Source organism: Pseudogulbenkiania sp. AW2-16 (genome assembly GCF_056824575.1).
The window spans coordinates 2157037-2177500 of the sequence record NZ_CP157668.1 but is presented as its reverse complement, the minus strand read 5'-3'; the positions used below and the strand labels follow the sequence as shown (position 1 = coordinate 2177500).

Here is a 20464-nt window from a genome sequence, read left to right as displayed (position 1 = left end):
CCCTGCCCCGTGACGGGTAGAACGACACCGGGGGTAGCGCAAGATGAGGCAAGCAGCTCGACACGAATAGCGGTCAGTGTGCACATCAATGGGGCCCTGCTGATGCATGCCGCGCCGATTATGTCGTGCAAGTCGGCTGCGCGAACGGCATCGATTCTGCTAGGCTTGACCCTTTGATTCTATGTACACGCTCACACTCGGGTGGATGACGCTCTATGCTGAAGTTTGACGTTCTTATCATTGGCAGTGGCTTGGCCGGCATGACCCTGGCCTTGCACCTTGCCGAACGCCGCAAGGTGGGCCTGATCACCAAGCGGGATCTACTGGAGGGTAGTTCCAGCTACGCTCAGGGCGGCATTGCCGCGGTTCTCGATACCGATGATTCGGTACAGGAACATATTCAGGACACGCTGATCGCCGGCGCCGGCATCTGCAACGAGGAGACGACGCGCTATATTGTCGAACACTCCAAGGAGGCGATCGACTGGCTGATTGCGCTGGGGGTGCCCTTCACCAAGGATGAGACGCACGAGACCGGCTACCACCTGACCCGCGAAGGGGGGCATAGCCATCGCCGTATCATTCATGCGGCGGACGCGACCGGTGCGGCGGTGACGACGACGCTGGGGCAGAAGATCAAGGCCCATCCGAACATCACGCTGCTCGAAGAGTACATCGCGATCGACCTGATCACCTCCGCCAAGCTGGGGTTGGAAGGAAAGCGGGTGTATGGCGCCTACGCTCTGGCCAAGCAGGCCGACGAGGTGGTGACGATTGCGGCGCAGCACACCATTATGGCCTCCGGTGGCGCCGGCAAGGTGTACCTGTACACCACCAACCCGGATACCGCCACCGGCGACGGCATCGCCATGGGCTGGCGTGCCGGCTGCCGGGTGGGGAATATGGAGTTCATCCAGTTCCACCCAACCTGCCTCTACCACCCGCATAGCAAATCATTCCTGATTTCCGAAGCGGTGCGTGGCGAAGGCGGCATCCTGCGCCTGCCGGACGGCACTCGCTTCATGCCCAAGCACGATCCGCGTGCCGAGCTGGCGCCGCGCGACGTGGTGGCGCGCGCCATCGACTTCGAGATGAAGAAACATGGCCTGGATTGCGTGCATCTGGATATTTCCTACAAGCCGGCCAGCTTCATCAAGGAACACTTCCCCAATATCTACGCCCACTGCCTGGAGCTCGGCATCGACATCACCCAGCAGCCGATTCCGGTGGTACCGGCAGCACACTACACCTGCGGTGGCTTGGTGACCGACCTGAAGGGCCGCACCGACGTCGAAGGACTGTACGCCGTGGGCGAAGTGGCTTGCACCGGACTACACGGCGCCAACCGGCTCGCCAGCAATTCGCTGCTGGAATGCATGGTGATCGGCAAGGCGGCAGCCGAGCACATCCTGGCGGCAACAGGCATCTCGTTGCCGGACATCCCGGACTGGGACGACAGCCAGGTGACCGACCCGGACGAGGAAGTGGTGATCTCGCACAACTGGGACGAACTGCGCCGCGCGATGTGGGACTACGTCGGCATTGTCCGCACCAACAAGCGACTGGAGCGGGCGCTCAACCGCATCAAGCTGTTGAGCGTGGAAATCAACGAGTACTACAGCAACTTCCACATCAGCAACGACCTGATCGAGTTGCGCAACCTGGTGCAGACGGCCGAGTTGATCGTGCGTTCGGCGCTGTTGCGCAAGGAAAGCCGCGGCCTGCACTACAGCCGCGACTACCCCGACACGTTGGCCGAAGGCCAGGAGACGGTGCTGACACCGGACTGAGTGGCGGACAGCCCTCTCAGCGAACGGCGCCAGCAGGCGCCGTTTTTTGTTCCCGCTCCAGCGCAGCCACCGGCAGGGTGAACCAGAACGCGCAGCCGCCGTCGGCGGAGCGCTCGACGCCGAACTGTCCGCGATGGAACTCCACGATCGAACGGCAGATGTTGAGTCCGATGCCGAGCCCATCGGGCTTGCTGGAATAGAACGGGGTAAACAGGTTGCTGCGGATACTGTCGGACAACCCCGGGCCATTATCGGCCACTTCCACACGCCAATAGCCGGCATCGGCACCATAGCGCACCGTCACCTGCGGCCGGCGCGTCTCGGCATCGCGCATGGCCTCGACGGCGTTCTTGATCAGGTTGAGCAGCACCTGCTCGATCAGAACCGGATCCATTTCCAGACGACAAACCGATTCGGATGGCTGAAGCAGCAGGTTGACGCCGTGCTTGACTACCATCGGTTCGGCCAGGCCGATGGCACGCCCGACCACCTTGGCGGGGTCGGCAAGCTCGAGCTGCGGCGCATGCTTCTTCACGAAGGCACGGATGCTGTTGACGATCTGTCCGGCGCGACGCGCCTGCTCGGAGATAGCCTGAATCGCCTCGCGCACGCCCTTGGGCAGTTCGAGATCGGGGGGCAGGCGCCGCTGCAGGCCGGACGAGTAGGTATTGATTGCCGACAGCGGCTGGTTCAGCTCGTGCGCCAGGCTGGAGGCCATCTCGCCCATGGCGATCAGGCGCGAGGTGTTCTGGAAACGTTCCTCCTGGGCGCGTTCGCGCGCTTCGCGCTGGCGCAGCTCGGTGACGTCGGTCAGGATAGACAGCCAGGCCTCCTGACCGTCGACCCACTCGATGCGGCGCCGATGAATCTGGAACCAGTTGCTGCCGCCATCCGAGGTGAACTCCAAGTGCTGGTTCTCTGCCCCCTCTTCGTCGCCATCGGGCAGCCGAGGCAGCAACAGGCAGCAGTCGGCATCGGGCTCGTCCTTCATCCACAAGTGGCTGAAGGTCGGGTTGGCGTAGAGTAGCTGGCTGCCGCCTTTGTCGGTGACGCACACACCAGCGTCCAGCCCGTTCAGCACAGTGAGGAAGCGCTGGTGCGACGCGTTGAGCGCCAGGCGCTTTTTCTTCAGTTCGGTAATGTCGTACATCGAGCAGATCCAGCCGCGCTGGCTGCCATCGCGCTCCACGAGCGGGGTGGCAAAGAGACGGACTTCGAAGGCTTCACCGTTCTTGGTGACGAAGGGGACTTCGAATCCGTGTTCAGGCTGGAACCCTCGCAACACGGCGGCGATGGTGTCGTGCAGCAAGGGGTATTCGTTCGTGGGCCAGAAACTGTGCGGTGGCGACTGCCCGACCAGCTCGTTCTCGCTGAAGCCGGACATGGCACAGAACGCCCGGTTGACGCGGACGATCTCGCCGCTCGCGCTCAGCGCCATCAGGCCACTTTTCATGCTGTCTTCCATCGCCTGGCGCAGGGACATTTCCAGCTCCAGTGCCCGCTCCGCGGCCGAGCGTTCGCGGATGTGGCGCCGGATGCGCCATACCGAATACAGCAGCGCCAGCACCAGGGTGACCACCGCCACCACCAACACCGGCAGGGTCAGTCCCATCGCACTGCGATACTCCACCGCGCGCAGGGTCAGTCCGTGGCCGGGAGGGTCGAAACTGATCTGATACTGCAGCGTGCCCGGCTGCTCGGCCTCGTCGAAGCGGCTGGCCAGCACTTTTCCCCCGAGGTCCTGGATACTGATCAGGTACTTGGAAGCGATCCACCATGGCACCTGGTTATACAGCAGCCCCTCCATCTGATAGACCAGACGAATGCCCCCGACGTACTCGCCTTCGACGATGATGGGCACGGCCATGTCGAAGCGGTACTTGCCGTCCCGCCCCCGATAGGCCTCACCGTAGGCCGCCCGCATCAGCTTGCTGGCACGCCACAAAGCATCATGGGCCGCCCCGCTCAGCACATCGCCAGTGCAGGTTGACGCGGCGGGTATCCCACAGGATGCGTCCACGTGCATCCACCCGCTCCGCTTCGAGCAGCTCGGGGTTCTCGCGCAACAGCAGGCGGGCACTCTGCTGGAACTGGTAACCGTTGATGCGCAGCCCCGACACATCGTTGGCCGCATTTTCGGCCCACTCCCGATGCGTTTCCAGGTGCAGCCGCAACGACTGATCGAGCCACAGCACCTCCTGGATGAGACTGTCCCGCTGCCCTTCCATCCAGTCGCGATACACCAGGTAGACGATGCCGGACAAGGCCGTGATCAGGGCCAGCAGGGAGCCAACGGTGGTCAGCAGCAGGAAACGCGGAGAGCGGGATTTGGGCATGGCTCGGGGCAATGACAAAGGGGTAAGGGATTTCCCTAATGCTGAATTCCCCAATGGATCGGGAACGGCTTGCCTTCTACTTTACACCGTAATGACGGCCCGACAACAAGGGCTGCATTCATAAAATCGACGCATCTCATGGAGACACTTTCAATGAAACTGAAAATTGCCGCTCTGGTTATCGGTGCCACCTTCGGCATGACCGGCATGGCCCACGCCGCCGGCCAAATCGTCATCAAGTTCAGCCACGTCGTCGCCCAGGACACCCCGAAGGGTAAGGCGGCCGAGTACTTCAAGAAGTTGGCCGAAGAGCGCACCAAGGGCAAGGTTTCGGTACAAGTCTACCCGAACAGCCAGCTCTACAAGGACAAGGAAGAACTGGAAGCCCTGCAACTGGGCGCGGTGCAAATGCTGGCCCCGAGCCTGGCCAAGTTTGGCCCGATGGGCGTGAAGGAATTTGAGGCGTTCGACCTGCCCTACCTGTTCGACAACTACGACGAAGTTCACAAAGTGACCCAGGGTGCGATCGGCCAACAGCTGTTCGGCAAGCTGGAAAGCAAGGGCATCAAGGGCACTGGCCTACTGGGACAACGGCTTCAAGAACTTCTCGTCCAACAAGCCGATCCGCACCCCGGCCGACCTCAAGGGTACCAAGATCCGAATCCAGGGCTCCAAGGTACTGGAAGAAGAGATGCGCACGCTGGGCGCCCTGCCGCAGGTGATGGCGTTCTCCGAGGTGTACCAGGCGCTGCAGACCGGCGTAGTGGACGGCACCGAACTCGAGCCGTCCAACCTCTATACCAGCAAAGCCTATGAGGTGCAGAAGAACCTGACCCTGACCGGTCACGGCTATCTCGGCTACGCCGTGGTGGTGAACAAGAAATTCTGGGACGGCCTGCCGGCGGATGTCCGCACCACCCTGGAAGGCGCCATGAAGGACGCCACCAAGTACGAACTGCAACTGGCCAAGCAGGATAGTGACAAAGCGATTGCCGCGATCAAGGCCTCCGGCAAGACCCAGGTCTACACCCCGACGCCGGCCGAAAAGGTCGCGTTCAAGAAAACCCTGCAGGTGGTGCACGAGAAGATGGCCGATCGTGTCGGCAAGGATCTGCTCAAGGCAGTGGAAAAAGAAACCGGCTACGTCGCTCCCAAGTAACCATGCCCAAGAGCGCCCTGCTTGACCAGGCAGGGCGCTTTTTTCTGATCTATCGGGAGATACTCAATGCTGAAACTTCTCGACCACCTTGAGGAATGGATCATTTCCGTCCTTATCGGCGTGGCGACCCTGGTGACGTTTGTCGCGGTGGTCCATCGCTACGGTTCGGGCGTCGAACTGCTGAACCCCATCTTCAGCAAGGTCAACATGTCCTGGGCACAGGAACTGACCATCTATCTGTTCGTCTGGATGGCCAAGTTCGGCGCCGCCTACGGCGTGCGTACCGGCATCCACGTCGGCGTCGACGTGCTGATCAACCGCCTGAGCGAACGCGTACGCGGCAAGTTCATCGTGTTCGGCCTGTTGGCCGGTGCCCTGTTCACCGGCACCGTCGGTACCCTGGGCGCCAGCTTCGTCTGGGAAATCGCCCATACCGGTCAGACTTCGGCCGACCTGGAACTGCCGATGTGGCTGGTCTACCTCGCGGTGCCCTGCGGTTCTTATCTGATGTGCTTCCGCTTCCTGCAGGTGACCGTGTCGTTCATCAAGACCGGCGTTCTGCCCAAGCACGACCACGCCCACGTCGAAGGCATGGACGACGAAACGGCAAAAGCCGACTGGGACGTCGTGGAGGAGAACCTCCACCCGCAAGACCTGCAGCAGCATGGGGTGAAAAAATGAGCACACTGATTCTCTTCGGGCTGTTGATCGCCCTCATGATCACCGGCATGCCCATCTCGATTTCGCTGGGCCTGACCGTGCTGACCTTCCTGTTCACCATGACCCAGGTGCCGATCGAATCGGTGGCGCTGAAGCTGTTCACCGGCATCGAGAAGTTCGAGATCATGGCGATTCCATTCTTCATCTTGGCCGGTAACTTCCTCACCCACGGCGGGGTGGCGAGGCGCATGATCAACTTTGCCTCGAGCATGGTGGGACACTGGCATGGCGGCCTGGGCCTGGCCGGCGTGCTGGCCTGCGCTCTGTTCGCCGCGATTTCGGGTTCCAGCCCGGCCTGCGTGGTAGCCATTGGTTCGATCATCCTGCCCGCCATGGTGAAGCAGGGCTTCCCGAACAAGTTCGGCGCCGGTGTGATCACCACCTCGGGCGCACTGGGCATCCTGATCCCGCCGTCCATCGCCATGGTGATGTTCTCGGTGGCCACCAACACCTCGGTGGGCCAGCTGTTCATGGCCGGCGTGGTGCCGGGGATCATGCTGGCGACCTCGCTGGGTGTCACCACTTGGTACCGTGCCCGCAAGAACAACTACCCGCGTCTGCCCAAGGCGAGCTTCGCCCAACGCATGAAGGCGCTGCGCGAGAGCTTCTGGGGCCTGTCGCTGATCGTGCTGGTGATCGGCGGTATCTACAGCGGCATCTTCACCCCGACCGAAGCGGCCGCCGTGTCCGCCGTATACGCCTTCATCGTGGCCGTGTTCATCTACAAGGACCTGAACCTGAAACAGGTGCCGAAGGTGCTGCTGGATTCGGCCAGCATGTCGGCGATGCTGCTCTACATCATCACCAACGCCGTGCTGTTCTCGTTCCTGATGACCTCGGAGGGCGTGCCGCAGGCGATGGCGAGCTGGCTGATCGACATGGGTTTCGGTCCGATCGCCTTCCTGCTGATGGTGAACATCCTGCTGCTGCTGGCGGGCAACGTGATGGAGCCGTCGTCGATCATCCTGATCATGGCGCCGATCCTGTTCCCGGTGGCGGTGCAGCTGGGCATCGACCCGGTGCACTTCGGCATCCTGATCGTGGTCAACATGGAAGTGGGCATGTGTCACCCGCCGGTGGGCCTGAACCTGTACGTGGCCTCGGGCATCACCAAGATGGGCATCACCGAACTCACCGTGGCGGTGTGGCCGTGGCTCCTGACCATGCTGGTCTTCCTCGGCCTGGTGACCTACGTGCCGGCGATCTCGCTGTGGCTGCCTAAGACCCTCGGCATGATGTAAATTGTATTTTGTCTGACAACGCGATGGAGGCCCCTCCATCGCGTATTTGCATGGCGTCACTACATCCCGTTTACAGGGTTAGCCCTAGTGCCCTTATAATGTCGGACCACACGACACGACACACACCCCCTTAAAGATACCTAAGAAAATCAGGAGCTCCCAGATGGATGAGCAATTGCGTCAAAACGCACTCGATTTCCACCAGTTCCCGCAGCCGGGCAAAATCCAGGTTTCTCCGACCAAGCCGCTGGCGACCCAGCGCGACCTGGCCCTGGCCTACTCGCCGGGCGTGGCTGCACCGTGTGACGCTATCGTCGAAGACCCGCTGAACGCCTACAAGTACACCGCGCGCGGCAACCTTGTCGCCGTGATCACCAACGGTACCGCCGTACTGGGCCTGGGTAACATCGGCCCCTTGGCCGGCAAGCCGGTGATGGAAGGCAAGGGGGTGCTGTTCAAGAAATTTGCCGGTGTCGACGTGTTCGACATCGAGCTGAACGAGAACGACCCGGACAAGCTGGTCGACATCATCTGCGCGATGGAGCCGACCTTCGGCGGCATCAACCTGGAAGACATCAAGGCGCCGGAGTGCTTCTACATCGAGAAGAAGTGCCGCGAGCGCATGGGCATCCCGGTGTTCCACGACGACCAGCACGGCACCGCCATCGTAGCCGCTGCCGCCGTGCTGAACTCGCTGCGCCTGGTCAACAAGGATATCTCCAAGGTCCGCGTCGTGGCTTCCGGCGCCGGCGCGGCCGCTATCGCCTGCCTGGAACTGCAGGTGGCGCTGGGCGTGAAGCGCGAAAACATCACCGTGTGCGACTCGAAGGGTGTGATCTACGAGGGCCGCGACGAGAAGATGGACGAATCGAAGAAACGTTTCGCCATCAAGGACAACGGCCAGCGCAAACTGGCGGACGCCATGGTCGGCGCCGACATCTTCATGGGCCTGTCCGGTCCCAAGCTGGTGACCCAGGAGATGGTGAAGTCGATGGCGGCTCACCCGGTGATCCTGGCCATGGCCAACCCGGAACCGGAAATCCTGCCGCCGCTGGTGAAGGAAGTCCGCCCGGACGCCATCATCGGCACCGGCCGTTCCGACTACCCGAACCAGGTCAACAACGTCCTGTGCTTCCCGTTCATCTTCCGCGGTGCGCTGGACGTGGGCGCCACCACCATCAACGAAGAGATGAAGCTCGCCACCGTACGCGCCATCGCCGACCTCGCCATGGCCGAACAGAGCGACGTGGTGGCGTCGGCTTACGGTGACCAGGAGCTGTCGTTCGGCCCGGAATACGTGATTCCGAAGCCGTTCGATCCGCGCCTGATCGTCAAGATCGCCCCGGCTGTGGCCAAGGCGGCCATGGATTCCGGCGTGGCGACCCGCCCGATCGCCGACTTCGACGCCTACGTCGAGCAGCTGGCCCAGTTCGTCTACAAAACCAACCTGTTCATGAAGCCGGTGTTCTCGCAGGCCAAGACCGACAAGAAGCGCGTCGTGCTGGCCGAGGGCGAGGACGAGCGCGTGCTGCACGCCACTCAGGAAATCGTGTCGCAGGGTCTGGCCTTCCCGATCCTGATCGGTCGTCCGTCCGTGATCGAGAAGCGTATCGAGCGTCTCGGCCTGAAGATGACCCCGGGCAAGGACTTCGAGCTGGTCAACAACGAATCCGACCCGCGCTTCAACGAGTACTGGAAAGAGTACTACCAGCTGATGAAGCGCAAGGGCGTGAGCCAGGAACAGGCTCGTCGCCGCGTGATCGGCAACACCACGCTGATCGGCGCGCTGATGGTGCGTCGCGGCGAGGCCGATGCGCTGATCTGCGGTACCTACGGTGCCTATCGTCAGCACTTCGAGATCGTCGAGAACGTGCTGGGCTACGCCAACGAGAAGAAAGTGGCCGGCGCGATGAACGCGCTGATGCTGCCGACCGGCAACATCTTCATCACCGACACCTACGTCAACCCGAACCCAAGCGCCGAACAGCTGGCCGAGATCACCGCCATGGCGGCCGAATCGGTGAAGCGTTTCGGTATCGCGCCGAAGGTGGCGCTGCTGTCGAACTCCAGCTTCGGCACCAGCGGCATCGAGTCGGCCGGCAAGATGCGCGAAGCACTGGCGCTGATCCAGGAAGCCCAGCCGGAGCTGGAAGTGGATGGCGAAATGCAGGGTGACGCGGCGCTGGTGGAAGCCATCCGCAACCAGGCGATGCCGGACAGCACGCTCAAGGGCGCGGCCAACCTGCTGGTGATGCCGAACGTGGAAGCCGCCAACATCTCGTACAACCTGCTGCGCGTGTCGGCGTCGGATGGCGTGACCATCGGCCCGATCCTGATGGGTATGTCGAAGCCGGTCCACATCCTGACCCAGATCTCGTCGGTACGCCGCATCGTCAACATGGTCGCCCTGGCTGCCGTGGATGCGCAGGTGGCCTGCAAGAACTAATCGGGTTCAACTGGCTTATACTGAACGGGCGACGTAATGTCGCCCGTTTTTGTTTTTGTCATTCAGGAGCCCCCATGAGCGCCGACTTCAATCCTGCCGATCCCTTCGCCATGTTCCGTCAGTTCTGGCAGAACGCCGCCCCCTCCTCCGCCCAGCCCTTCATGCCGCCGCTGACCGAAGAGGAAATCGACCGCAAGATGGCTGAGCTGCGCGTGGTGGAAGGCTGGCTGACGATGAATCTGGGCATGCTGTCGATGCAGATCAAGGCCCTGGAGATGCAGAAGGCCGGACTGGCCGCGATGAAGCCGAAGGATCACTGAGCGCGCCGGGCTGGCCGCGGTCTTCGGCCAACCTCACGCTCTTGCCACGATGGTGCCGCGCCCCGGCAACGGCTAAAATGCCGGGATGAATCCTCCCCGTTTCGTCCACCTGCGACTCCACTCCGAATTCTCCGTCTACGACGGCATCGTGCGTCTGGACGACGCCGTCAAGCGTGCCAAGCAGCACGGCATGCCGGCCATCGGCATGTCCGATCTGATGAACCTGTTCGGCATGGTCAAGTTCTACAAGGCCTGCCGCGGCAACGGCATCAAGCCCATCGTCTCGGTCGATGCGCTGATCAGCAACGACGACGACCGCGACAAGCCCTCTCGCCTGCTGCTCACCGCCAAGAACCGCGCCGGCTACCTGCGGCTGTGCGATCTGCTGACGCAGGCGGTACTGCATAACCAGTACCGCGGCCGTGCCGAACTCAAGCGCGAGTGGCTGGAAAACGGCGACAACAGCCAGCTGATCTGCCTCTCCGGCGCGCATCTGGGCGATGTCGGCATGGCGTTCGCCAACGGCCAGCGCGACGTGGCGGAACGGCGCGCACGCTATTGGGCCGGGCTGTTCCCAGACAACTTCTACCTGGAAGTGCAGCGCCTCGACAATCCGCAGATCGAGGGCGTGGTGCAGCAGACCCTGTGGCTCGCCGGCGAGACCGGGCTGCCGGTGGTGGCGACGCATCCGATCCAGTTCATGGATCCGGACGACTTCAAGGCGCACGAGGCGCGGGTGTGCATCGCCGAGGGCTACACCCTGGGCGACAAGCGCCGGCCGAAGAATTTCGCCGAATGCCAGTATTTCCTGTCGACCGAGGAGATGATCGAGCGCTTCCACGACATCCCGGAAGCGCTGGAGAATTCGGTGGAAATCGCGCGCCGCTGCAACATCACGGTGCAGTTGGGCAAGAACTACCTGCCGGACTTCCCCACCCCCGAAGGCATGACGCTGGACGACTACCTGGTCCATCTGTCCAAGGAGGGCCTGGAGACGCGGCTGGAGAAGCTCTACCCCGACCCGGAGGTCCGTGCCGCCGAGCGGCCGCGCTACGACGCGCGCCTGAAAATCGAGTGCGACACCATCGTCCAGATGGGCTTCCCGGGCTACTTCCTGATCGTGGCCGACTTCATCGTCTGGGCCAAGAACAACGGCTGCCCGGTGGGCCCGGGGCGAGGTTCCGGCGCGGGCTCGCTGGTGGCGTTCAGCCTCGGCATCACCGACATCGACCCGCTGGCCTACGCCCTGCTGTTCGAACGCTTCCTGAACCCGGAGCGGGTGTCGATGCCCGACTTCGACGTCGACTTCTGCCAGGACAACCGCTACCGCGTCATCGAGTACGTGCGCCAGAAGTACGGCGCCGAGGCGGTAAGCCAGATCGCCACCTTCGGCACCATGGCGGCCAAGGCCGTGGTGCGCGACGTCGGCCGCGTGCTCGATCTGCCCTACATGTTCTGCGACGGCGTTTCCAAGCTGATCCCGGCGGCACCGGGCAAGCAGTATTCGCTCGACGATGCGGTCGACATGGAGCCGGTGCTGAAGGAGCGGCTGGAGAACGAGGAAGAACTGCGCGAGCTGTGGGAGCTGGCGAAGAAGCTGGAAGGCCTGACGCGCGGTATCGGCATGCACGCCGGCGGCGTGCTGATCGCACCGGGCAAGATCACCGACTTCTGCCCGGTGTACCAGGCGGCCGGCGACGACGCCGTGCCGGTCTCGATGCTGGACAAGGACGACGTCGAGCAGATCGGCCTGGTGAAGTTCGACTTTCTGGGTCTGCGCAACCTCACCATCATCGACCTCGCGGTCAAGTACATCAAGGCGCTCGATCCGGCCTTCGACACCGATCTCAACCTGCTCGAGTTCACCGACCCGGCCGCCTACCAGATCCTGCAGAAGGCCAACACCACGGCGGTGTTCCAGCTCGAATCGGACGGTATGAAACGGCTCTTGGAAAAGCTCAAGCCCGACCGTTTCGAAGACATCATCGCCGTGCTGGCGCTGTACCGCCCTGGCCCGCTCGGCTCGGGCATGGTGGACGACTTCATTCTGCGCAAGGCCGGCAAGCAGGAGGTCGATTACTTCCACCCTGACCTGACCGCGTGTCTCGAACCAACCTACGGCGTGATCGTGTATCAGGAACAGGTGATGCAGATCTCACAGATCATCGGCGGCTACACCCTGGGCGGCGCCGACATGCTGCGCCGCGCCATGGGCAAGAAGAAGCCGGAGGAGATGGCCGAGCACCGCGGCAAGATCGCGCAGGGCGCCGCCGCCAAGGGCTACGACCCGAAGTTGGCCGAACAGCTGTTCGACCTGATGGCCAAGTTTGCCGAGTACGGCTTCAACAAGTCGCACACCGCCGCCTACGCCGTGGTGTCGTACCAGACCGCCTGGCTCAAGGCGCACCACTGCGCGGCGTTCATGGCGGCCACCATGTCGTCGGAACTGGACAACACCGACCAGCTCAAGGTGTTCTACGACGATTCGATCGCCAACAAGCTGAAGTTCCTGCCTCCCGACGTCAACGAGAGCTTCTACCGTTTCGTGCCGGTGGATCGCCAGCATATCCGCTACGCGCTGGGCGCGGTCAAGGGCACCGGCGAGGCGGCGGTGGAGCATATCGTCGCGGTGCGCCAGGAGGGTGGGCCGTTCACCGACCTGTTCGATTTCTGCCGCCGCACCGACAAGCGCACCGTCAACAAGCGCACCATCGAGTCGCTGATCCGCGCCGGGGCCTTCGACGCGATCGAACCCAACCGGGCCAAGCTGTTCGCCAACGTCGGCCTCGCCATGGAGGCGGCCGAGCAGGAAGCCGCCAACGCCAACCAGGGCGGGCTGTTCGACATGTTCGACGCCGACAGCGCGCCGACCGTGGAGATGGTCGAGGTCAAGCCGTGGCCGCCGGCGGTACAGTTGGCCGAAGAAAAGCTCGCCATCGGCTACTACCTCTCCGGCCACCCGTTCTCGGCCTACGAGAAGGAGGTGCGCGGCTTCATCAAGACCCCGCTGTCGCGCATCACGCCGCGCAAGGAGCCGCAGCTGATCGCCGGCTTCGTCACCGGCCTGCGCACCAAGGTCGGCAACCGCGGCAAGATGGCGTTCATCCAGCTCGACGACGGCAGCGCCAAGCGCGAGGTCAGCGTGTTCTCGGAAAGCTTCGACGCCAACCGCGCCAAGCTGCGCGAAGACACGGTGCTGGTGATCGAGGGCAAGGTGAGCGAGGACAGTTTCAACGGCGGCCTGCGGATCATCGCCGACAAGATTTACGAGCTGGGCGAGGCGCGCAGCCGCTACGCCCGCAGCCTGGTGCTGCAAATCCACGGCAACGCCGACGTGGCGCGGCTGCGCACCACGCTGGGCCCGTTCCGCAGCGAAGACGCCGGCTGCCCGGTACGGCTGAGCTACAACAACGGACTGGCCAAGGGGGATTTGCTGCTGCCGCCGGAATGGGGGTGCGCCTGGACGACGGACTGCTGCTGGCGCTGCAGGACTGGCTGGGCGACCAGGCGGTGAAGGTGCTGTGGTAACCGCCTAGCCCATCAGGCGGCTAGGCCTTCGCATCTTGAGTGGGGGCGGTGCTCTGCGCGTGCGAATCTCACTGGAAGATTCGCTTGGCCATGTTCCTCATGTACTACCTGTACATGGCGGTTCCTGCGCTCCGGCCGCACTTAACCAGCCTTGGCTCGCTCGCCTATTGGGCTAGGCGCCAAGCAACGGGTTGCTACTTCGGCCAACGTTGACCGAAACCCCATGCAAAAACCGGGCAGTGGTGACTGCCCGGTTTTTTTGTTTCTGTCTGTCAGACCAGGCCCATGGCCTTCAGCTCGGCCTTCAGGTAGGCGTAATAGATCGGCGCCGCGATCACGCCGGGGAGGCCGAACACCGCTTCCAGCACGATCATCGCCAGCAAGATTTCCCAGGAGCGCGCCTGGATGCGCGAGCCGACGATGCGGGCGTTGAGGAAGTATTCCAGCTTGTGGATCACCACCAGGAAGACCAGCGCCGCCACCGCCAGGCCGAGCGACTGCGACATCGCCACCACCACGATCATGGTATTGGAGATCAGGTTGCCGATCACCGGCAGCAGCCCGACCAGGAAGGTGATGGCGATCAGGGTCTTGGTCAGCGGTAACGGTGTACCGGCCAGGGGCAAGGCCACTCCCAGGAACAACCAGGTCAGGAAGGCGTTGAGCGCGGCGATGCGCACCTGCGCGAACACCACCTTGCGGAACGACGTGGCCGGGCAGGCCGCCCGGCGCACCAGCGCCAGCGCCAGCGGCCCGCTGCCCTCGCGGTGCAGCGATTCGGACAGCGCCACCATCGCCCCGATCACCATGCCGATCAGCACCAGCACCGCGCCCCGGCCGGCGGCCCCGCCGACCAGGCGCAGCTCCTCGAGGTGCTGGGTCAGCCAACGGCTCACCATGTTCTTCAGCTCGTCGCTGTTGTTCGGCAGATGCTCGGCCAGCCAGCCCGGCAGTTGCTGGCGCAGCAGCACCGCGATCTCACCCGATTTCTGCAGGATCGCCGGCACCGCCCCGGTCTCGCCGTGGAAGATCGACATCACGCCGAACGAGAAGCCGACCAACAGCAGGATGATGAGAATGGACAACAGCAGCACCGCCACGGCGCGGGCACGGCGCCCTGCCATACGGTTGAGATGCGCCTGGGACGCCGCCAGCGCCACCAGCTCGTGCACCAGCAAGCCGGCGATCAGGGCTGCCAGCAAGTGAAACTGCAGCACGACATACAACGCCGTGCCGGCCAGCAGGTAGCTGGCCAGCTCGACGGGGTCGGTTCGGTTCAAACTATTCGGCATGCCGTCCTCTGCGGTCGTTACCCGCCAAGAATGGCGGGCGAAAATGACCGCAGTATGTCGCGGGAGCGGGAAGAAACACAATGGGGTGCAAGCGGAAACGGCGGGAGCTCACCGCTCCAGTACGGCAGAGCCGGTGACGCAGAGCGGCACCGCCCGCTCTCATGGCCGGCGATACACCCCGATCAGCTGCGCCTCGCCCAGCACATGGCCCTGCAGCGCCTGCTCCAGCCGATGCTTGGCGGGATGCCCCAGATCCGGCAGTACCGTGTCGAGCGCGTAGAGCTTGAAGAAATAACGGTGCTGCCCGATCGGCGGACACGGCCCGCCCCAGCCGGTGCGCTGCCAGTCGTTCAACCCTTGGCCGACCTGCGGCGGCAGATGCTGCGAGGCGCCTTCGGCCAACTCGTGGCGATCCGGCGGCAGGTTGTACAGCACCCAATGCACCCAGGTCATCTTCGGCGCCGCCGGGTCCGGTGCGTCCGGATCGTCAACGATCAGCACGAACGAGCGCGTGCCGGCGGGTGCGCCCTGCCACGCCAGCGGCGGCGAGACATCCACCCCGTCGCAGGTATAACGCGCCGGCACGCCCGCCCCCGGCGCAAACGCCGGGGAGGTCAGCTGCAGTCCCATCGCCCCTACCTCCATCGCCACGCCGGCCAGAACGGCCAGCGACCACATGCGGGCACGCCGCACGCCTTGCGGCGCGCGACGCCATCCTGCTTGTGTTGTAGCACCCGGTAGAGCCAGCGGCCCCCTCACTTTCCCCATCGTGGCTCGCTCGATGGAGGCGAGCTCAGGGCAGCACATCCAGTTTGCCTGATGTCAGCATGTCATTCATGTTCAGACCCGTCACCCCATTCAGGATGGCGACATCCTGAAAACCGTAGCTGCCACCGCTGCCATCGCGATCCACACTGACGATGGTATTGCCGCCGCTCTCGGTGAAATGGACGAAGGCGCTGGGCGTTGCCGGGTTGTAGTTGATCAGCAAATCAGAGATATCCAACGTGTCGGCGTTGGCACCCGTCGCCGTGAAATTGGTGATGGTGTCGGTCCCGCCATTATCCGAGGCAAGGAACACGAAGCGGTCAGCCTGGTTGCCACCGCTCAGGGTATCGTTGCCCGCCCCGCCATACAGCACGTCGTTCCCGTTCTGGCCGAACAGGGTATCGTTGCCCGAGCCGCCAAACATCACATCGTTGCCGCCGCTGCCATACAGCACGTCATCCCCGATCAGGATGGAATTCGTGCTGCCGCCGGACGGCAGGGAGCTATCATCGCCCGTCACTTGCCCCTGAGCATTGGTGCCCGTGATGATGTTGAAGACTTCGTGATAGGTCGCCGAGGCAGAATCGGTGGTCTGGATACCCAGCTGGTACACCGAATTAGAGGCAAGACCGCTGCCGGTACTCAGCGAATTGCCGCTGATGGAAAAACTGGCGGCGCTACCCGACACCGTGCTGCTGGACATCAGCGAATACGTAAACGTATCGCCACTATCGACGTCGATTGTGGACAGCGTGCCAAGTACAGACCCGGCTCCGGGAAGGGTGTTGCCCCCCGGCTCGGCCATGCTCAACACGATGTCGGTCGGGGCGTGATTGACGCTATCGTTGCTGCCGTTGACGGCGACGTCGATGGTATAGCTGGCGCTACCGTCAAACGATGTAACCGTCAGCGTGTCGTGCACCACGCTGCCCGTGGCCAAGGCGTCGGTCGCGGGTCGGGTATCGTCCAGCGCATAGCTCCATACCCCGGTACTGGCGTTGAAGCTGAAGTCGCCGTAGGTCCCGGTGAGACTGACCGGGGCCTGGAAGTGGGCTTCGCCGTTGTCGACGTCGTGGACTGTCAGCTGGCCGCCGGCGCTGGAGTCACCGGCCACGCCGCTGCCCACCTCGGTGACCGAGGTGTCTTCGCTCGCCGACGCGGTGATGGTGGCGGCGTCGTTGGTGCCAGTAATGTTCACCGTCAGCGTGTGCTCGGTGCCGTCGGCGCTCTGCACCACCAGCGTGTCGGTGTTGGTGGTGCCGGCCGCGAACTCGTTGTGCGCCGAGTCCATGGTGTAGCTCCATGCCCCGTCGCTGCCGATGGTGAAGTGGCCGTAGCCGTTGCTGCCGGCGACGTTGCTCTGCGCCTGGAAGGTTTCGGCGCTGTCCACATCGTGCGCCACCAGCGTGCCGCCGGTGGTCTGGGCCGCATCGGTCTCGGTCAGCCCCTTGGTGTCGTCGCCCGTGAAGGTCGCCGCGTCGTTGGTGCCCGCGATGTTCACCGTCAGCGTGTGCTCGGTGCCGTCGGCGCTCTGCACCACCAGCGTGTCGGTGTTGGTGGTGCCGGCCGCGAACTCGTTGTGCGCCGAGTCCATGGTATAGCTCCACGTCCCGTCGCTGCCGATGGTGAAGTGGCCGTAGCCGTTGCTGCCGGCGACGTTGCTCTGCGCCTGGAAGGTTTCGGCGCTGTCCACATCGTGCGCCACCAGCGTGCCGCCGGTGGTCTGGGCCGCATCGGTCTCGGTCAGCCCCTTGCTGTCGTCGCCCGTGAAGGTCGCCGCGTCGTTGGTGCCCGCGATGTTCACCGTCAGCGTGTGCTCGGTGCCGTCGGCGCTCTTCACCACCAGCGTGTCGGTGTAAGTGGTGCCGGCTGCGAACTCGTTGTGCGCCGAGTCCATGGTGTAGCTCCACGCCCCGTCGCTGCCGATGGTGAAGTGGCCGTAGCCGTTGCTGCCTGCGACATTGCTCTGCGCCTGGAAGGTTTCGGCGCTGTCCACGTCGTGCGCCACCAGCGTGCCGCCGGTGGTCTGGGCCGCATCGGTCTCGGTCAGCCCCTTGGTGTCGTCACCCGTGAAGGTGGCCGCGTCGTTGGTACCAGTAATGTTCACCGTCAGCGTGTGCTCGGTACCGTCGGCGCTCTTCACCACCAGCGTGTCGCTGTAGTTTTCCCCGTCCTTGAACTCGTTGTGCGCCGAGTCCATGGTGTAGCTCCACGTCCCGTCGCTGCCGATGGTGAAGTGGCCGTAGCCTTGGCTGCCGGCGACATTGGTCTGTGCCTGGAAGGTTTCGGCGCTATCCACATCGTGCGCCACCAGCGTGCCGCCGGTGGTCTGGGCCGCATCGGTCTCGGTCAGGCCCTTGGTGTCGTCGCCGCTGAAGGTGGCGGCGTCGTTCACCCCGGCAAACTGCACAGTCGCCGTCGCCCAACTAAGCGTCCCGTTGCCAAGCCTGATCGCATAAGTGAAGGTATCTGTCTGATATTCTCCAGCCCCAAGAGCATTCAATGTCGCTTTGAAATCAGCACTCAGGGTGCTCGCGTCGTACCCCACCCGGCCATCCGTCGTGATCCAAATACGGGCTCCGTGGGCACTGACATCAGTGCTATAGGCTGTATCCTTGGTCAGCAAATCGGTCGAGCTGGTGATGCCTGCACTATTCGTTCCATCGTCCACTGAATAAAGCGTTTTGGCCGCACCGCCAAGATCGTTGGCCATCACGTTCAGGTAGACGATGCTGGACGAGTCTTCAGTCAACCCGGTGGAGCTGCTGGTAAAAAGATCGTCACCCGCCTGCGGCGTGTTGGAAAATGAAGTGATAATGCCGCTGGTAGTGGTGCTGGCCATGATGATTTCCCCGATGAGTTAAGCCCAATGCCGTTTCTGATAAGACTCGTAAAAACTCATAACAACTAACTATTTTGGATAATAGTTTTAAACGAGCAGGAAGCTATTGTCCTTCGGTACACCCTGAGTTGTTCGGCAAAACAGATGGTGATGTACTAGACTTTGTGCCCCCATTCGCCTTCGCGAACCACGACACTCAGGGTGGGTTCCGGAAGGGGTCGAAGGCAGCAACGGCAGGCGGCGGGCGCCCCGGCACGGCCCAAGCACAAAGGTTGGCCGAAGCCCCTTTTTCGAGAGGCTTCGGCCAACCTTTGTATGATCAGCCGGACGGATCGCCGGCGTGTGTCAGCCCGCTAGCTAACGGGTTTCCAGCGGCAGATGGGTCGCCATAGCATTGAGTTCCTTGATAGCGCGGCGGAAGCGGGCGTGGGCGCGTGAAACGGTCGACTCGCTGATGTCGAGCTGCTTGGCCGCGGCGTAGCCGGTCATGCCGTCGATCTCCATCAGCCAGACGGCTTCGCGCGATTGTTTCTTCAGGCCGATCAGGTCGGCGACATGGTTGAACTGTTCGAGTTTCATGTGTCTGTCCTCCTGCGTTGTCGCAAAGCCCCTTGGGTATGGTCACCCACAGGCACATCGTGAAACCAGTATTGCCTTGCCTTCCTTCAGCATAGTTGCTTGCAAAAAAAATGCAGGTAGAAAATGCATGCGGGACCGAGCGTTTCCCCTGTTGACCAGCTCGCCACCAGCCAGCGGCGCACGGCCCGTTGCCCCACGGCCCCCACGGCGGCGGCGCAGGAACTCTCGCGGGACCGGCGCGGTCTATACCGATGTCACATACAGCTCAGCGGACCAAAGACGTCCGTTAGCGCCACACGAGGTTTCACATGAACAAAACCCTGACTCGTTCCATGCTCATCCTGCTCGCCATCGCCACCCTGAGCGGGTGTGCCGGCATGACGCAACGCCAGAAGAACGCCGCCGTCGGCGCCGCCGTCGGTGGCGTGGCCGGTTCGGTGCTGACCGGTGGCGACACCTTCGGTACGCTGGGCGGGGCGGCGGTCGGCGGCATCATCGGCAACGGTGGCCTGAAGTAAACCGCCGCCGGCACCGTCCCCCGACCGGGCCGGACGGTGCCGGATCGTCCCCGCAGGACGTAAAAAAAGGAGGGCCTGAGCCCTCCCGAATGCCTTGAAGTAAAAAATCGCTTACTTCCAGTTTGCCGGCAGCTTGTAGCCGGCGTACTTCTGCTTGGCCCAGGCCTTGAACTCGTTGGAGTTGTAGGCGGCCACCACATCCTTCACCCAGGCCTTTTTCACGTCGGCGGCGCGCACCACGCCCCAGTTCACGTAGGCGTAGCTCTTTTCCTGATAGACGGCTTCGGTCAGCTTGATGCCCGAGCTGGTGGCGTAGTTGCCGTTGATCACGGCGAAGTCCACGTCGTTGCGCGAGCGCGGCAGCTGGGCAGCCTCCAGCGGCACGATCTTGATGTTCTTCAAGTTCTGGGCGATGTCGTGTTCGGAAGCGGTGAGCGGGTCGATGCCCGGCTTCAGCTTGATCCAGCCCAGGTCGCTCAGCATCACCAGCGCGCGGGCGAAGTTGCTCGGGTCGTTCGGCGCGGCCACGGTGGAGCCCCCCTTGATGTCCTTCAGCGACTTCAGCTTGCCCGGGTAGATGCCCAGCGGCGCCGTCGGTACCTGGAACACTTCCTTCAGCGACAGCTTGTGCTCCTTGGCGAAGTTGTCGAGGTAGGGCTTGTGCTGGAACACGTTGACGTCGAGCGAGCCTTCCTGCAGCGCCAGGTTCGGGCGCACGTAGTCGGTGAACTCGACCAGCTTGACGCTGTAGCCCTGCTTTTCCAGGATCGGCTTGACCGACTGCTTGACCATGTCGCCGAAATCGCCAACGGTGGTTCCGATGACGATTTCCTTCTTGGACGGGTCGGCGGCCAGGGCGGAACCCGCTACGGCCAGACCCAGTACGGAGACGGCCAGTGCCTTGAGAACGAATCTACGCATGATG

At 63.1% G+C, this 20464-nt stretch carries 13 protein-coding genes, 1 other RNA gene and 2 pseudogenes; 9 read left to right on the top strand and 7 right to left on the bottom strand.

Annotation, left to right across the window (positions count from 1 at the left end; translation table 11 throughout):
• Positions 1–215 precede the first annotated feature (215 nt).
• Positions 216–1790, top strand: coding sequence for an L-aspartate oxidase (gene nadB / locus ABKF58_RS10695; RefSeq protein WP_008955926.1), 1575 nt, complete (start codon positions 216–218; stop codon positions 1788–1790).
• A 16-nt stretch (positions 1791–1806) separates the two neighbouring features.
• On the opposite strand, the gene ABKF58_RS10690 is transcribed toward nadB, so the two are convergent.
• Complete coding sequence (locus tag ABKF58_RS10690) at positions 1807–3714, bottom strand: PAS domain-containing sensor histidine kinase (RefSeq protein ID WP_482580649.1); 1908 nt, start codon at positions 3712–3714, stop codon at positions 1807–1809.
• A gap of 25 nt (positions 3715–3739) precedes the next feature.
• The gene (locus ABKF58_RS10685) at positions 3740–4126 is read right to left on the bottom strand and encodes a hypothetical protein (protein WP_482580648.1); all 387 of its coding nucleotides are present in this window, start codon (positions 4124–4126) and stop codon (positions 3740–3742) included.
• Between the two features lie 153 nt (positions 4127–4279).
• Between ABKF58_RS10685 and ABKF58_RS10680 the strand changes: the two are divergent.
• The 7 genes and pseudogenes from ABKF58_RS10680 to ABKF58_RS10650 all read left to right on the top strand — a co-directional run bounded on the left by ABKF58_RS10680 (position 4280) and on the right by ABKF58_RS10650 (position 13718).
• Positions 4280–5285, top strand: a pseudogene (locus ABKF58_RS10680) (TRAP transporter substrate-binding protein).
• 66 nt (positions 5286–5351) lie between these two features.
• Positions 5352–5966, top strand: a complete 615-nt coding sequence (locus tag ABKF58_RS10675; protein ID WP_014088010.1) for a TRAP transporter small permease — start codon at positions 5352–5354, stop codon at positions 5964–5966.
• On the top strand, positions 5963–7246 hold the full coding sequence (locus tag ABKF58_RS10670; protein WP_008955922.1) for a TRAP transporter large permease: 1284 nt from the start codon (positions 5963–5965) through the stop codon (positions 7244–7246). Before ABKF58_RS10675 ends, ABKF58_RS10670 begins: the two co-directional genes overlap by 4 nt.
• Before the next feature lie 163 nt (positions 7247–7409).
• Positions 7410–9692 carry an NADP-dependent malic enzyme gene (locus ABKF58_RS10665; RefSeq protein WP_482580647.1) on the top strand — a complete coding sequence of 761 codons (2283 nt, stop codon included), beginning with the start codon at positions 7410–7412 and terminating at the stop codon, positions 9690–9692.
• Between the two features lie 74 nt (positions 9693–9766).
• Positions 9767–10012 carry a PhaM family polyhydroxyalkanoate granule multifunctional regulatory protein gene (locus tag ABKF58_RS10660; protein ID WP_008955920.1) on the top strand — a complete coding sequence of 82 codons (246 nt, stop codon included), beginning with the start codon at positions 9767–9769 and terminating at the stop codon, positions 10010–10012.
• A gap of 85 nt (positions 10013–10097) precedes the next feature.
• Positions 10098–13540 (top strand): annotated as a pseudogene (gene dnaE / locus ABKF58_RS10655) (DNA polymerase III subunit alpha).
• A 99-nt stretch (positions 13541–13639) separates the two neighbouring features.
• Positions 13640–13718: non-coding RNA, sX9 sRNA (locus ABKF58_RS10650), on the top strand.
• Between the two features lie 94 nt (positions 13719–13812).
• Here the strand turns inward: ABKF58_RS10650 and ABKF58_RS10645 are convergent.
• The 4 genes from ABKF58_RS10645 to ABKF58_RS10630 form a co-directional block, all read right to left on the bottom strand.
• A complete protein-coding gene (locus tag ABKF58_RS10645; RefSeq protein ID WP_482580646.1) occupies positions 13813–14832 on the bottom strand; it encodes an AI-2E family transporter in 1020 nt (339 codons plus the stop codon).
• Between the two features lie 159 nt (positions 14833–14991).
• Positions 14992–15510 carry a YbhB/YbcL family Raf kinase inhibitor-like protein gene (locus ABKF58_RS10640; protein ID WP_482580645.1) on the bottom strand — a complete coding sequence of 173 codons (519 nt, stop codon included), beginning with the start codon at positions 15508–15510 and terminating at the stop codon, positions 14992–14994.
• Between the two features lie 115 nt (positions 15511–15625).
• Entirely contained in the window at positions 15626–18442 is a 2817-nt protein-coding gene (locus tag ABKF58_RS10635) for a beta strand repeat-containing protein (RefSeq protein WP_482580644.1), read from the bottom strand.
• A gap of 357 nt (positions 18443–18799) precedes the next feature.
• On the bottom strand, positions 18800–19021 hold the full coding sequence (locus tag ABKF58_RS10630) for a sigma factor-like helix-turn-helix DNA-binding protein (RefSeq protein ID WP_482580643.1): 222 nt from the start codon (positions 19019–19021) through the stop codon (positions 18800–18802).
• 308 nt (positions 19022–19329) lie between these two features.
• Here ABKF58_RS10630 and ABKF58_RS10625 point away from each other — a divergent pair, with 308 nt between their 5' ends.
• A complete protein-coding gene (locus tag ABKF58_RS10625; protein ID WP_008955786.1) occupies positions 19330–19539 on the top strand; it encodes a glycine zipper 2TM domain-containing protein in 210 nt (69 codons plus the stop codon).
• Positions 19540–19650: 111 nt separating this feature from the next.
• Here the strand turns inward: ABKF58_RS10625 and ABKF58_RS10620 are convergent, their stop codons facing one another.
• Complete coding sequence (locus tag ABKF58_RS10620; RefSeq protein ID WP_482580642.1) at positions 19651–20460, bottom strand: MetQ/NlpA family ABC transporter substrate-binding protein; 810 nt, start codon at positions 20458–20460, stop codon at positions 19651–19653.
• Positions 20461–20464: the final 4 nt, after the last annotated feature.